At 63.3% G+C, this 14,365-nt stretch carries 12 protein-coding genes; 9 read left to right on the top strand and 3 right to left on the bottom strand.

Annotated elements, in window-relative coordinates; genetic code table 11:
- The first annotated feature begins 7 nt into the window (after positions 1–7).
- The 3 genes from AC1D11_RS07235 to AC1D11_RS07225 all read left to right on the top strand — a co-directional run bounded on the left by AC1D11_RS07235 (position 8) and on the right by AC1D11_RS07225 (position 4,295).
- Positions 8–877 (top strand): ABC transporter permease, encoded by an 870-nt coding sequence (locus AC1D11_RS07235; protein ID WP_477647623.1) that lies wholly within the window; start codon positions 8–10, stop codon positions 875–877.
- Positions 877–2,715 carry an ABC transporter ATP-binding protein gene (locus AC1D11_RS07230; protein ID WP_477647622.1) on the top strand — a complete coding sequence of 613 codons (1,839 nt, stop codon included), beginning with the start codon at positions 877–879 and terminating at the stop codon, positions 2,713–2,715. The genes AC1D11_RS07235 and AC1D11_RS07230 overlap by 1 nt, the downstream gene beginning before the upstream one ends.
- 128 nt (positions 2,716–2,843) lie before the next feature.
- Positions 2,844–4,295 (top strand): NAD-dependent succinate-semialdehyde dehydrogenase, encoded by a 1,452-nt coding sequence (locus AC1D11_RS07225; RefSeq protein WP_477647621.1) that lies wholly within the window; start codon positions 2,844–2,846, stop codon positions 4,293–4,295.
- A gap of 271 nt (positions 4,296–4,566) precedes the next feature.
- Here the strand turns inward: AC1D11_RS07225 and AC1D11_RS07220 are convergent, their stop codons facing one another.
- Complete coding sequence (locus AC1D11_RS07220; RefSeq protein WP_477647620.1) at positions 4,567–5,529, bottom strand: LysR family transcriptional regulator; 963 nt, start codon at positions 5,527–5,529, stop codon at positions 4,567–4,569.
- A gap of 103 nt (positions 5,530–5,632) precedes the next feature.
- Between AC1D11_RS07220 and AC1D11_RS07215 the strand changes: the two genes are divergently transcribed.
- From AC1D11_RS07215 to AC1D11_RS07200, 4 genes are all read left to right on the top strand, one after another.
- The gene (locus AC1D11_RS07215; protein WP_477647619.1) at positions 5,633–6,817 is read left to right on the top strand and encodes an alkene reductase; all 1,185 of its coding nucleotides are present in this window, start codon (positions 5,633–5,635) and stop codon (positions 6,815–6,817) included.
- Between the two features lie 4 nt (positions 6,818–6,821).
- A complete protein-coding gene (locus AC1D11_RS07210) occupies positions 6,822–7,319 on the top strand; it encodes a nuclear transport factor 2 family protein (RefSeq protein ID WP_477647618.1) in 498 nt (165 codons plus the stop codon).
- 271 nt (positions 7,320–7,590) lie between these two features.
- Positions 7,591–8,610 (top strand): alpha/beta hydrolase, encoded by a 1,020-nt coding sequence (locus AC1D11_RS07205; protein ID WP_477647617.1) that lies wholly within the window; start codon positions 7,591–7,593, stop codon positions 8,608–8,610.
- A gap of 125 nt (positions 8,611–8,735) precedes the next feature.
- A complete protein-coding gene (locus AC1D11_RS07200) occupies positions 8,736–9,446 on the top strand; it encodes an enoyl-CoA hydratase/isomerase family protein (protein WP_477650984.1) in 711 nt (236 codons plus the stop codon).
- Positions 9,447–9,513: 67 nt separating this feature from the next.
- On the opposite strand, the gene AC1D11_RS07195 is transcribed toward AC1D11_RS07200, so the two are convergent.
- Both AC1D11_RS07195 and AC1D11_RS07190 read right to left on the bottom strand, forming a co-directional pair.
- On the bottom strand, positions 9,514–11,220 hold the full coding sequence (locus tag AC1D11_RS07195) for an acyl-CoA dehydrogenase family protein (protein WP_477647615.1): 1,707 nt from the start codon (positions 11,218–11,220) through the stop codon (positions 9,514–9,516).
- 269 nt (positions 11,221–11,489) lie between these two features.
- Positions 11,490–12,392 carry a LysR substrate-binding domain-containing protein gene (locus AC1D11_RS07190; RefSeq protein ID WP_477647614.1) on the bottom strand — a complete coding sequence of 301 codons (903 nt, stop codon included), beginning with the start codon at positions 12,390–12,392 and terminating at the stop codon, positions 11,490–11,492.
- An 86-nt stretch (positions 12,393–12,478) separates the two neighbouring features.
- On the opposite strand from AC1D11_RS07190, the gene AC1D11_RS07185 reads away from it, so the two are divergent.
- Both AC1D11_RS07185 and AC1D11_RS07180 read left to right on the top strand, forming a co-directional pair.
- A complete protein-coding gene (locus tag AC1D11_RS07185; protein WP_477647613.1) occupies positions 12,479–13,474 on the top strand; it encodes a Bug family tripartite tricarboxylate transporter substrate binding protein in 996 nt (331 codons plus the stop codon).
- Positions 13,475–13,508: 34 nt separating this feature from the next.
- Positions 13,509–14,357 (top strand): HTD2 family dehydratase, encoded by an 849-nt coding sequence (locus tag AC1D11_RS07180; RefSeq protein WP_477647612.1) that lies wholly within the window; start codon positions 13,509–13,511, stop codon positions 14,355–14,357.
- Positions 14,358–14,365: the final 8 nt, after the last annotated feature.

Below are 14,365 nucleotides of genomic sequence, written 5' to 3'. Positions count from 1 at the left end.
TTTTCCTATGACTATTGCAACACTTGCTTCTTCGACGGCCGTTACCAGGCGCCGCGCCTGGCTCGCGGGCTGGTCGCGAGCCGGCAAACTCGGGCTGGCCGTGCTGGCCTTCTGGGTGGCCGTGGCGATCTTCGCCTGCTTCGTGCCTGACAGCGCGCTTGGCGAGATGTCCGACGCCGGCGTGTTCCAGGGCATGAGCGCGCAGCATTGGCTCGGCACCGACTACCTGGGCCGCGACATGCTCACGCGCATCGTTGTCGGCACACCGTACACCATCGGTGTGGCCTTTGTCGCAACGCTGATTGCCTGCGGCGTGGGCGCGGTTCTCGGGCTGCTGGCCGCCGTGGCGGGTGGCGCGGTCGATGCTGTGCTCAGCCGCGTGCTCGACACGCTGGTGTCCATCCCCAGCAAGATGTTCGCGCTGGTGGTGATTGCCGGTTTCGGCTCTTCGGTTCCGCTGCTGATTGCGGTGACGGCCGTCGTCTACGCGCCGGGCGCCTACCGCATCATCCGTTCGCTGGCCGTGAACATCAACGCCATGGACTACGTGCTGGTGGCGCGTGCCCGCGGCGAACGCCGGGCCTACATCATGCGCCGCGAGATCCTGCCCAACATCACCGGCCCGTTGCTGGCCGACATGGGCCTGCGCTTTGTCTACGCCCTGCGCTTGCTGGCGAGCCTGAGCTTCCTGGGCCTGGGCGTGCAGCCGCCGATGGCTGACTGGGGCTCCCTGGTGCGCGAGAACCTCGGTGCCTTGCCGCTGGGTGGTGTCTCGGTGCTCGCCCCGGCCTTCGCGATCGCCGCGCTGACCATCGCCGTCAACCTGGTGATCGACAACCTGCCGGGCCATACCGACGCTGACCGGGAGAAACATTAATGGGTGCCACTGTCCTCGTGAATGACTTGCGCGTCGTGGCGCAAGCCGCCGGCGGCGATACAGAGATCGTCAAAGGCGTTTCCTTCAGCATCGAGCCCGGCGAGGTGCTGGCGCTGATCGGTGAGTCCGGCTCGGGCAAGACCACCATAGGCCTGGCGCTCATGGGCTATGCGCGGCACGGCTGCCGCATCTCCGGAGGCAGCGTGCGTATCGGCGATACCGATGTGCTGGGCCTGTCTGAATCAGAACGGCGCCGCCTGCGCGGCCGCCGTGTCTCTTACATCGCGCAGAGCGCGGCCGCTTCCTTCAATCCGTCGCGCACCATCATGGACCAGGTGGTCGAAACCGCCCACATCCATTCCCTGATGCCGCGCTCCGAGGCCGAGAAAAAAGCCGTGACGCTGTTCCGCGAGCTGGCACTACCGCAGCCCGACAGCATCGGCCAGCGTTACCCGCACCAGGTCTCGGGCGGGCAACTGCAGCGCCTGATGGCCGCGATGGCGCTGATGAGCGACCCGGACCTGGTGATCTTCGATGAGCCCACCACGGCGCTGGACGTCACCACACAGATCGAGGTGCTGCACGCCTTCCGGCGCGTGGTGCGCGAGCGCCAGACCACGGCAGTCTATGTCACGCACGACCTGGCGGTGGTGGCCCAGATGGCTGGCCGCATCCTGGTGCTACGCGACGGCGCCGAGCGCGAGATCGGCACCACGGCGCAGATCATCAACACGCCGAAGGACGACTACACGCGCAGCCTGATCGCCGCGGCCAATCCCAAGGCGCGCAGCGGCGAGACGGTGGCCGAGGGCGCCACGCCGCTGCTGCAGGTACGCAACCTGGTCGCCGGCTATGGGCCCCTGGACAAGCACGGCAGGCCCGCCTCGCCGGTGCTCGACGATGTGAGCCTGACCCTGTACCGCGGCCAGGCGATCGGCGTCATCGGCGAGTCCGGCTCCGGCAAGACCACGCTGGCCCGCGCCGTCGCCGGCCTGATTGGCCCCGCCGGCGGCCAGATCATGTTTGACGGAAAACCGCTGCCGCGCCTGGTGTCGCAGCGCTCGCCCGAGGAACTGCGCCGCATCCAGATCGTGTTCCAGATGGCGGACACGGCGCTCAATCCTGCGCACACCATCTCCGACATCCTCGCGCGGCCGCTGCAGCTGTACCGCGGCTTGAAGGGCGAGGCCCTGAACAAGCGCATCGCGCAGCTGCTCGACCTCGTGCAACTGCCGCAGGCCTGTGCCCGGCGACTGCCTTCCGGGCTTTCCGGTGGGCAGAAGCAGCGCGTCAACCTGGCGCGCGCGCTGGCCGCCGACCCCGACCTGATCCTGTGCGACGAAGTCACCTCGGCGCTGGACACGGTGGTGGGTGCTGCCATCCTGGACCTGCTGGCGCAGCTGCGCAAGGAACTCGGCGTTTCGTACATGTTCATCAGCCACGACATGAACACCGTGCGTGCGGTGTGCGACGAGATCGTGGTGCTGTACGCCGGGCAGAAGGTGGAGTCGCTGACCCGGTCGGCTTTCGCGCATGCGCCGCGCCATCCGTATTTCCATTTGCTGGCCAATTCCGTTCCCGAGTTGCGCCCGGGATGGCTCGATGAAGTCGGGGCGGCGCAGCGTGCGGCCCTGCCGCTGGTGCAGGCGCCTGTCGACCGCGCGGGCATCTGCAGCTTCCTGGACCGTTGCCCCTTGCGCGTGGCCGGCGTGTGCGACAGCAAGACGCCGCCGCGGCATGAACTCGAAGGCGGCGTGGAGGTCTTCTGCCACCGCAGCGCCGACGAATTGCTGCAACTGCAGCAGACCCAGGCGCCGCCGCGGGAATGCACGGCCTGATCCATCCGGACGGCCTGCCTCGGGAGCGCCGCGTGCGCAATAAAGATTGGCACCCCGGGTGCCATCGGGAATCTCTTTGTTGAATTGAACCGAACTGAATTGAACTTAACTGAACAGATTGAACTGACATGCAAACACTCAACTACATCGCTGGCCGCTGGCAGGCTGCCCAGGACGGCCGCCAATTCGAGGTGCGCAATCCCGCCGACGACAGCCTGATCAGCCTCGCGGCCGACGGCGGCGCGGCGGACGCGCGGCTGGCGGCCGACGCGGCGGCAGAGGCGCTGCCCGCCTGGAAGGCGCGCTCGCCGCGCGATCGCTGCCTGATCCTGAAAAAATGGCAGGCGCTGATCGAGCGAGACGTGGAGCCGCTGGCCGAACTGATCTCGCGCGAGCAGGGCAAGCCGCTCGCGGAGTCGCGCGGCGAAATCGCCTACAGCGCCGGCTATGTGGAGTGGTTTGCCGAAGAGGGCGTGCGCGCCCACGGCGAGATCATCGCCGCGCCGGTGTCGAGCAAGCGCTACCTGGTGTTGAGGGAAGCCGTCGGCGTCGTCGCCGTGGTCACGCCATGGAACTTTCCCGCGGCGATGATCGCGCGCAAGATCGCCCCCGCGCTGGCGGCCGGCTGCACGGTGGTGGCCAAGCCCGCAGAAGACACGCCCCTCACGTCCCTGGCCCTGGTGAAGCTGGCCGAGGAAGCCGGCGTTCCCGCCGGCGTGCTGAACATCGTGCCCGCCTCGCGCGAGCGCACGCCGGAGGTGGTGGGCGAGTGGTTGCGCGACGGCCGCGTGCGCAAGGTCAGCTTTACCGGCAGCACGGCCGTGGGCAAGATACTGGCGCGCGAATCGGCTGGCACGGTCAAGAAGCTTTCGCTCGAGCTCGGCGGCAACGCGCCCTTCATCGTGTTCGAGGATGCCGACCTGGACGCCGCCGTCGAAGGCCTGATGGCCGCCAAGTTTCGCAACGGCGGCCAGACCTGCGTGAGCCCGAATCGCGTCTTCGCGCACGAGGCCGTACATGACCGCTTCGTCGACAAGCTGGCGGCCCGCGTGGGCGCCTTGCGGGTCGGCCCGGCCAGCTGGGCGGAGGCCGAGATCGGCCCGATGATCAACGGGCGGGCGGTCGACAAGATCGAGCGCCACGTGAACGACGCCGTGGCCAAAGGCGCGAAGGCGGTCGTTGGCGGAAGCCGCGTGCGCACGGAAGTCGCCAACGGCCCCAACTACTATGCGCCCACGGTGCTCACCGGTGCCACGCCCGACATGGAACTGTCGTGCGAGGAAACTTTCGGCCCGGTGGTGCCCATATTCCGCTTCAGCACTGAAGACGAGGTGATCGCGCAGGCGAACGACACGCCTTTCGGCTTGGCCGGTTACTTCTTCTCCAACGACATCAAGCGCGTCTGGCGCGTGGCCTCCGCGCTGGAGACCGGCCTGGTTGGTATCAACGAGGGCGCCATCGCGGCGCAGGCCGCGCCCTTCGGCGGCGTCAAGGAATCGGGCTACGGTCGCGAAGGCTCGCACTGGGGGCTGGACGAATACCTGCACACCAAGTACCTGTGCCAAGGGAATTTGGCATAAAGCTGCTGGTTCTAGGTGTCGGCGTCATCGGCACCACCACGGGCTACTCCTCGTTGTCCTTTGGTGGTGGCGTCGAGATGCAAGTGCAAGCTGAGCATGTTTACGACTTCAGTTTTGCTTGTTGCAAATTCTTAACGTCGCAAACCCGCATGGATCCCAGGCCCGCGTTTACGACTTTAATTGATCAGAATAATTGGCGCGGCATGAAATGCCGCGCGGCGCAGTCGCCAGATTTATTGGATTTGGGGGACGCTCACTTCGCGCAGCGAGGTTACGCTGCATTAGCATTGAGCATGAAATCAATGAATGCGCGAAGCTTTCCTGGCATGTGCTTGCGATGGGGGTAATACAGATGAAACGCGTCGTCCATCCCGCTGTGCTGCTTCAGAATCTGCCGCAACTGGCCGTTGGCCAATTCCTGCTTCGCGAAATCCTCGAACACGAAACCGATGCCGTGACCTTGGATTGCCGCATCCACGACAGACCTCATTTCGTCAAATAAGAGGCGCCCCTGGACCTCGATTTGAACAGTTTGGCCTTTGGCATCGAACTTCCATTCAAACCACCGGCCGCCCACGGAATAGCGTTGCCGAATGCAGTCGTGTTTCAGCAAATCATCGAGGGACTTGGGTTCCTTTCGCCCGTGAAAATAGTCCGGAGCTGCCACCACGATTCTTTTTTGTCGCGGCCCTAGCTGTAGGGCCACCATGTCGTTCTGAACTCTTTTTCCCATGCGTATGCCGACGTCAAAGCCGGCGTTGACGATATCGCCGAGCACGTTGTCCAGCGAAATCTCGACATGGATCAACGGAAAAATCGCCAGGAAGGCTTCAATATGGGGTTCGATCAACATACGGTATGCGACGTATGAAGTGTTGACCCGCACGGTGCCAGACGGCTGATCGGTCGCGAGCAGAGTCTCCGCCAAGGAGCTCCTGATTAGCGCGAGCGCGGGTGCCAATTTCGAATTGAGTGATGCGCCAGCCTCTGTCAGGCTGACACTGCGTGTGGTGCGGTTGAAGAGCCGCACATTCAATTGCGCTTCCACGGTTTTAATGGTCCGGGACACCGCAGTCGGCGTAACGCCCAATTCGGCCGCGGCCCGGGCAAAGTTCAAATGCCGGGCCGCCGCCTCGAACGTCAGAAGCCCCGGTAGATGCACGGGCGGAGAGGCGAGCGCCGCTCCCGTGCGATCAGCCTGCACAACACCCGGGATTGTGAATTTTTTGTTCATACTGAATCACTATGAGTGTCTATTTACGTCATTATCGCCGGCCTCGATACTGCAGACATCAAATCAATTTTTCATGCAACCTGGTTGCCGAAGGAATAAAAAAATGACGCCTAGCAGCTCTTTCAGCGATCTTTTTTCGCCAGTGGCGATGGGTGCGCTGACGCTGGAAAACCGCATTGTCATGGCGCCGTTGACGCGCAGTCGCATGGGGCCGGATGGCGTTCCCAACGAAATGCACGCCCGCTACTACGCACAGCGGGCCAGCGCGGGCCTGATCATCAGCGAGGCAACCAATATCTCCGCCCAGGGGCGGGGTTATGCGTTGACGCCAGGCATCTGGACGGAAGAACAGGTCGCCGGCTGGAAAAAAGTGACCGACGCGGTTCATGCAGCCGGGGGCCTGATCGTGTGCCAGTTGTGGCACGTGGGTCGTTTCTCGCACGTGGACCTCCAACCGGACGGGGCAGCCCCGGTGGCACCGTCGGCGATTCGGGCAGAAGGGCAGACCTATACCGAAAAGGGAATGCTGGATGTCTCGATGCCGCGCTCACTGGAAACGTCCGAGATTCCCGGCATCATCCAGCAATACCGGCATGCCGCGAAGTGCGCACAACGCGCCGGCTTCGATGGTGTGGAAGTGCATTCCGCCAACAGTTATCTGCTGGATCAGTTCCTGCGGGATTCGACCAACCAGCGTAATGACGAATATGGTGGCTCCATCGAAAATCGCAGCCGGCTCACGTTGGAAGTCGTTGCGGCAGTCGTCGAGGTCTGGCGCCACGACCGTGTCGGCATTCGGCTCTCCCCTGTGACGCCTGACGCAGGCAACACGCCTCTGGACAGCCAGGTCATGCAGACGTATGGCCATTTGATTGAGCAGCTGAATCGCTTCCAGCTGGCGTATATGCACTTTGTCGAGGGCGCCACGGCTACTTCGCGTTCCGTGCCCGCAGGCATAGACCTCGACGCATTGCGCGCACTGTTCAAAGGCCCCTACATCGGTAACAACAACTATGACCTCGACCTGGCGGTGAATCGCCGCCTGGAAGGCAAGGTCGATGCCGTCGCCTTCGGCCGTCCGTTCATTGCCAATCCCGATCTGGTGCTTCGCTTGAAAGTTGGCGCTGAGCTGGCTGTTGCCCCCCGTGAAACCTATTACGGCAACGGCGCCAAGGGTTACACCGACTGGCCTGTGCTGGCGGACCGTGCTGGTGGACTGAGCAGGTTGGTTGCCGACCCCATATCCGATGTGGAATCGACGAGTCACTGCGACTCTTATCAGGAGTAATCGAGTGAAAACGACCTTTGTCAAGACTTTGATTTTCGCGGCGATCGCTGTCGGCATGGGCACAACGGCCCAAGCCGCAGACGCGCCAACCCGCCCACAAGCCAACCAAGGAAAAACCATGAGCAAACCGACGTACGTGCAAGATTACCAAGCCATCTCCGAAGTGCTGAACAAGTACATCGAAGGATGCAAGCAGGCCAAGAGCAGCATCATGAAGTCCGCTTTCAGCCCACAGGCGACGATGTACAGCGTCGGCCCCGATGGCAAGCTGACCGGTGGCGCGATTCCGATCCTGTTCGAGGGTGTCGACAAGGATTTCCGTCCGTCTCCTGACGCGGCGGCCGCGATCACCCGCATCGAGATCGTCGGTACGGCGGCCAGCGCCCGCATCGACGCAAACGATATGTCGGGCATCTCGTTCACCGACTTCTTCCATCTGTTGAAGGTCGGTGGCCAGTGGACGGTGGTCAGCAAGATTTTCCAAACCCACGTGGCGTCTTAACCAGTCATTTGCGCAGCTAATCAACGCCCCAATTGATTCGACCGCTTGGCATACAACTGCCGGCCGATCCGGTCTAGGGGGCATGGCGTCCTGGTATCTCTGATCGTGATTCCCCCTTGCTGCACATCCCGCCCGGTGTTTGTTGAACGCATTCACAGGGCCTTTACCAACGACTGCATGGAAACCGCTTTCAGCAAGAAGGCAACCATGCTCAGCGTTGGAACGACGGCTCCGGCTTTGCTTCGCACGCACTCACTAAAAAGAAAACATCATGAAAACCCTCACTTCCGCTCTCGCCCTTTCCGCCTTGACCCTGTCGCTTGGTAATGCTTCTGCAGCCAGCTTGCCGGGCGTCGAACACAACACGGCAAAATTCTTGCAATCCCTCGAAGGCGGCAAGACGCTCGATACCATGACGCCGGTCGAAGCCCGCGCCGCGCTGGTGGGGGCGCAGGCTGGCCCCAAGGTGGCATTGCCGGCGGCTGATGTCAGCGAGAAGACGATCCACGTCAATGGCGGCGACCTGAAGCTGACCATCGTGCGCCCGGTAGGCAGCAAACAGAAGACCCTGCCCGCGTTCATGTACTTCCATGGCGGCGGCTGGGTGCTGGGCGACTTCCCGACCCACGAACGGCTGGTGCGTGACCTGGTGGCAGGCTCGGGCGCGGTGGCGATCTTCGTCAACTACACCCTGTCGCCTGAGGCGCGATACGGCGTCGCCATCGAGCAAGCCTATGCGGCGACCAAATGGGTGGCCGAGCATGGCAAGGAGATCAACGTCGACGGCAAGCGCCTTGCCGTAGCTGGCAACAGTGCGGGCGGCAACATAGCCGCCGCGGTTGCCTTGATGGCGAACGAGAAGGGCGCACCTGCACTGCGTTCGCAAGTATTGCTTTGTCCGGTGACGGATTCAAACTTCGACACGCCGTCGTACAAGGAGTTTGCCAACGGATACTTCCTGACGAAAGACTTGATGGTGTGGTTCTGGGACAATTACACGACCGATGCCGAAGCACGCAAGCAGATCTACGCGTCGCCGCTGCAAGCGACGTCGGAGCAGCTCAAGGGCTTGCCACCGACGCTGATTCAGACCGCCGAATTCGACGTCCTGCGCGATGAAGCCGAAGCTTACGGTCGCAAGCTCGATGCTGCGGGTGTGCATGTGAAGTCGGTGCGCTACAACGGCATGATTCACGATTTTGGGTTGTCGAACGGGTTCAGCCATCTACCGGCGCCCCGCAGCGCAATTGCGCAGGCATCGCAAGAGCTTAAGGCCAACCTGGGCAAGTAATTTCAGAGGCAAGGAACCCAGCGAAGCCGCCGCTCCCTCGGGGGATATGCGTACGGCCCCGGGAAAAACTATTGAACCGTAAATTTATGCGTTCGCTGACGGCTTCCCGGTTCAGAATCACACCCATGACAACTCCCAAGCTGCTGATCGCGTCCGTGGACGGCATCATGACCGTGTCCCTGAACCGCCCCGACAAACTTAATGCCATTGACAACGAGCTTGCGCGTGCACTTCTTGCCGCTATTGAGCTGGCCTCGCGCGACGATGCCGTCCGGGTGCTCCTTTTGCGCGGCAATGGCCGGGCATTCTGTGCGGGGAGGGACGTCAGTGCGCCACCCACTGAAGAGGACCTGGTCTTGGTGCAAGCCGTGTCCAAAGCGCTGGTGTCCCTGACCAAGCCGGTGCTTGCTTCGGTTCATGGCTGGACTGTCGGCGCCGGCTTCGAGTGGATGCTCAATGCGGACATTGTGGTCGCGGGGGAAGGCACCCGCTTCAAGCTGCCGGAGTCCTCCCTCGGGGTTTTTGTGACGGGTGGATTGACCGCCACCTTATCTGCCTATGCAGGCGTGGCGCGCGCCAAGGCGCTGATGCTACTGGGCGAGGAGTTCTCAGCCGCGCAGGCGATGGCATGGGGTCTTGTCTGGAAAGTGGTCCCCGACCAGGAACTCGGATCGGCTTCCCGACAAATCGGCGCCAGGCTGGCGTCGCTTCAGCCGGCGGTGGCTGCCAGCTTCAAACGGGTCCTCAACGACATTGGTCTTCGCCATTTCGACGAGGCCATCGCGCTCGAAAACGATGCGCAGCGAGCCTTGGGAAGTCGCGGGGTTCAAAGCTAGAAGGCATGCCACGGCATGCTGGGGTTGACTGTCGATTCGGTGCCGTCCCGTTCACATGAAAAACCGGTCAATCCTGCCGCCCGATTTCATGTTCGATGATCCCCAGCCGCATGTCGAACTCAGGCATCACCCAGCGCCGTAGCGCTTCACCTGGGCCTTGCCAGCGCTCACTGCCTTGCGCGCCAGGCGTGTTGCAGATGCGCACCCAAGCCCAACCGAGCAGCGCCAGCGCCACCGCGCGCAGGTAGTCGCCAGCGACCCAATAGGGCAACTGGGGCGCCGCAACCGCGGCCTTGATCAATGCTGCGGTCGTCATCTCCAGGCGGGCGAAGCAGCTCAATACAGCCTTCTCGTTCGCGCGGCCATCGTCCAGGCCCTCCTGCAGGACCTGGAACATCTGCCGCAACGTCTTGCCGCCGTCCGGTATCACCTTGCGGGCCAGCAAGTCGATGGCCTGGATCTCGTTGGTGCCCTCATAGATCATGGTCACGCGTGAGTCGCGCACAGTCTGCTCGATTCCCCATTCGCGGATGTAGCCATGGCCACCGAAAACCTGCAGGCATTCGCTGGCGCCGTGGAAAGCCTGATCGGTGAAAGCAGCCTTCAACACGGGTGTGAGCAGGCCACACCATTGCTGCGCCCTTTCACGACGGGCGGGGTCGGGGTGGTGTCTGGCGATGTCGAGCTCGAGTCCTGTCTGGTAAGCCAGCACGCGCCCTCCGTCGATCCAGGCCCGCTGCGTGTCCAGCAGGCGGCGCATCGCCGGGTGGCCGATGATGAAGTCGGCGGGCTCGGTGCTGGTGCGTGGTCCGGGCACGCGCATCTGCCTGCGCTCGCGCGCATACGCATCGGCCTTTTGCCATGCGGCTTCGAGCAGGCCGATGCCCTGCAGCGCCACGTGCAAACGCGCCGCGTTCATCATCACGAACATTGCGTTCAGGCCCTCGCCCGGCTGGCCGATCAGCCAGGCTGTCGCATCATCGAAGCGCATGGCGCAGGTGGGGCTGCCGTGCAGGCCCATCTTTTCTTCGATGCGATCGCAGTAGACGTGGTTGCGGCTGCCGTCCACCAGCAGCTTGGGGGCGAGCAACAGCGACAGGCCTTTGGGGCCGGCAGGTGCATCCGGCAGGCGCGCGAGGACGAGATGCAGGATGTTGCCGGTGAGATCGTGATCGCCACCGGAAATGAAGATTTTGCTGCCCTTAACACGGTAGCTGCCGTCCGGCTTCGGCGTTGCGCGGGTGCGCACCAGTCCGAGATCGCTGCCGGCATGTGCTTCGGTCAGGCACATCGTGGCCAGCCATTCGCCGGAGGCCAGTTTCCCCAGGTAGGCCGCTTTCAGTTCGTCGCTGCCGTGATAGGCCAGGCACTCGTAAGCTCCGTGCAGGAGGCCGGGCGCCATGGTCCAGCCATGGTTGGCGGCACTCAGCCATTCGTACAGCGCGCCTTCCAGCACCCAGGGCAGGCCTTGCCCGCCGTGTTCGGGCGCGCAGGAAAGCGCGGGCCAACCGGCCTGCCAGAAGGCCTTGTAGGCCGATGCGAATCCCGGAGGCGTTGTGACCACGCCCGCATCGAAGCGGCAGCCGGGGTTGTCACCCGCCGCATTCAGCGGCGCCACAACCTCGGCAACGAACTTTGCCGCTTCCTCCAGAACCTGCCACTGCAAGTCGTTGTCGGCATCGGCGAAGCACTCGATCGGTCGCAATTGGCCGCCCGCGTCCAGCACGTCGAAAAGAATGAATTGCGTATCTTGCACAGCGGGTTGATAGGTCATACACCCTTTCTACTGGTTGCTACGGAGTCACAATAATAGTTATTGATAATAACCAAATTGGCGCGCGAATGGCAACAGGCGCAGCCGATCCTTTCGGCTCGCGCCGCCGTGCTGGCTGCTCATCGTTCGGGTGGAGGGCAGAGGTGGGCGCGGGAGTTGCTCCACTACCCATCGCTCGTGGCGCTCGAGTTTCATCACAACCTGTATAGAGCGGCAAATGCTGCCCCGCATTGGCGCCTGGCTTGCACCAGTGCCGGCCGGCACCTGCCTTAGCGACGCTCTTTCAGCGCCGCGTGCAGGTAGTCGTAGAACATCTTTGCCGGTGCGCGCAGCGTCGTGCCACGCAAGGTGGTGAGGCCCAGTACACGCGACACCGCCGGCGCCGTGAGCGCAACGCCGATGATCGACGGATGCCGGTTCGGCAAGGCCAGGCGCGGTACCGCCGCAAGCCCGAGCCCCGCTTCGACCATGCCGAGCAGCGTCGCGATGTGGCTCACCTCGAGACGGTATGAAGGGTTGATACCCGCCTTGGCCAGCGCGTCATCCAGCAGTTGCCGGTTTCCGCTGGTACGCGATACCGCGATCAGGCGCTCGGTTTCCAGGTTCTTCCAGGACAGCGTCTTGCGGCCGGCGAGTGCGTGGCGGCGCGGCATGGCCACCACGAAGGGGTCAGTGTGGATCGGCTCGAAGTCCACGCCGGGCACCTGGTTTCCCATGAAGCTGATGCCGAAGTCCGACTCGCCCGACACCACGCTGGCCATCACCGCGCCGGCGGCTTCGTCAATCACACGGACGCGGATCAGTGGGTAGCGTTCCGAGAAAGAGCTTACGACCGTGGGCAGGAAATGGATGGCCGCGGAAGGCACGCAAGCCACCGTGACCCGGCCGGTCCGGCTACCGGCGATGTCGGTGATGCCGAGCATGGCGGACTCGAGATCGTCCAGCGCGGCGCGTGCGCGATCAAGAAAAACGTGCCCGAGGGCCGTCAGTTCGACCTCTCGTGTGGTGCGGTTGAAAAGCCGCGCGCCCAGGATGGTCTCGAGCTTGTCGATGCGCCGGCTTAAAGCGGGTGGCGAAAGATGGATATGGTCGGCTGCTGCGCGAAAGCTCCCGCGCTCGGCCACCGCCACGAAGGCTTCGAGTTGCTGTAAATCGAAATTGATGCGTGCCACGCACCAATATTAGCAAAAGTTGCACTTCACGGATTCCCTGCATTCCCCGAAGATCCAGTAACCAGAACATCCACAGGAGACAAACCATGCTGCCGAAACACCACGTCCGGACTTTGCTGATGCTGAGCTTGCTGCCGCTGGCAGCTGGCTTCTCCATGGCGGCGACCAGTCCGGCGACGCCCAAAAACTGGCCCGAAAAAGCGATCACCATCGTGGTGCCGACCTCCGCCGGCGGCGCCAATGACGCGATGGCGCGCGTCCTTGCCCAAGGACTCAGCAGTCGGCTCGGCAAGCCGGTCATTGTGGACAACCGGGCCGGCGCGAACGGCGCGATTGCCAGCGAGTTCGTGGCCCGCGCCGCGCCGGACGGCTACACCTTGATGTTCGGCTACATCGCTACCCACGGCATCAACCCGGCCTTGCAAAAGCTGCGCTACGACCCGGTCGCCGATTTTGAACCCATCGGCATGGTGGCGGCATCTCCGACGGTGCTGGTCGTCAGCCCGGAAGTGCCGGCCAAGACCGCCAAAGAACTGGTGCAGCTCATCAAGGCCAAACCCGACAGTTTCAGCTTCGCGACGGCGGGGAACGGCACCGCACCGCATATCGCGGGCGAGCTGTTCAAGCTGTCCGCAGGGGTGGACGTGATCGGAATTCCCCACAAAGGCTCAGCGCCCGCCGTGATGAGCACCATCTCCGGCATTACGCAATACATGTTTCCCAGCCTGTTCACCGCGTACCCGCAAATCAAGGGAGGCAAGCTCAAGGCGCTCGGCATCGCCGGTGACAAGCGATCTCCCGTCTTGCCCGACGTTCCGACTCTGGCCGAGCAGGGAATTCCCAACGTCAGCATGTCGCAGTGGTACGCGATGTTCGCCCCCGCTAAAACCCCCAAGGTGGTGGTTGACCGGTTGAACCAGGAGATCAACCGCGTACTGGCCGAAAAAACTGCGCAGAAATTCATCGAAGACCAGGGAGCCGAGGTTGAAACCAGCACGCCGGCGCAACTCAAAACCCTGGTGCAAAAGGAGGTCACGCGCTGGAAGGGCGTTGTGGCGACCGCAAAAATCAAGCTCGACTGAGTCGCGCAAGTTTTACTGAAAGGAGGGTATGCGCATGAACTTGCAAGACTGGACAGGCCGCAGCGAAACAGTGGAAGACACCGCCACCGCCACGCCATACGCAGCGCTGTCGGCCACGCTCGACCGCGCCGACACCTCGCGCCCCGCGCCCGGCACGCCGTTGCCCTACCTCTGGCACTGGCTGTATTTCCTGCCGATCCACGCGCAATCGGAGATCGGCCCGGATGGCCATGCGCGGCGAGGCGGCTTCCTGCCGCCCGTTCCGCTGCCGCGCCGCATGTGGGCCGGCAGCGATTTCGAGTTCCACGAGCCGCTGTGTGTTGGCGACGCGCTTGTGCGCACCTCAACCATCGTCGATGTGACGGAAAAGAGCGGCCGTACCGGCAGCCTGGTTTTCGTGAAGGTGCGCCATGAACTTCGCCGCAACGGTTCTGCAGGCGTGGCGTTGACCGAGCACCACAACATCGTCTACCGTGCGGCGCCGGCGCCCGGAGACGTGACCCCGCCGCCGCAGGCAGCGCCCGCCGAATTCGCGTGGGTGCGCCGCATCGTTGCCGACGACGTGCTGCTGTTCCGCTACTCGGCCCTCACGTTCAACGGGCACCGCATTCACTACGACCGCAAGTACGTCACGGAAGTCGAGGGCTACCCCGGCCTCATCGTGCACGGCCCCTTGATCGCCACGCTGCTCATGGACTTGTTGCGCCGGCACATGCCCGACGCCACGGTGCGCAAATTTGAGTTCAAGGCGGTCCGGCCTACGTTCGACGTCAACCCGTTCTCGATCCACGGGCAGCCTTCGGCCGACGGCAAGAGCGTGCGTCTGTGGGGACGTGACCACGAAGGCTGGCTCACGATGGACGCCACCGCCACGCTGGGCTGAGGAGACGC

The sequence above is a fragment of the Polaromonas sp. P1_E11 genome (assembly GCF_056405995.1).
Note: the sequence above shows the minus strand (reverse complement) of the source record. Positions and strands in the feature narration are given on the sequence as shown.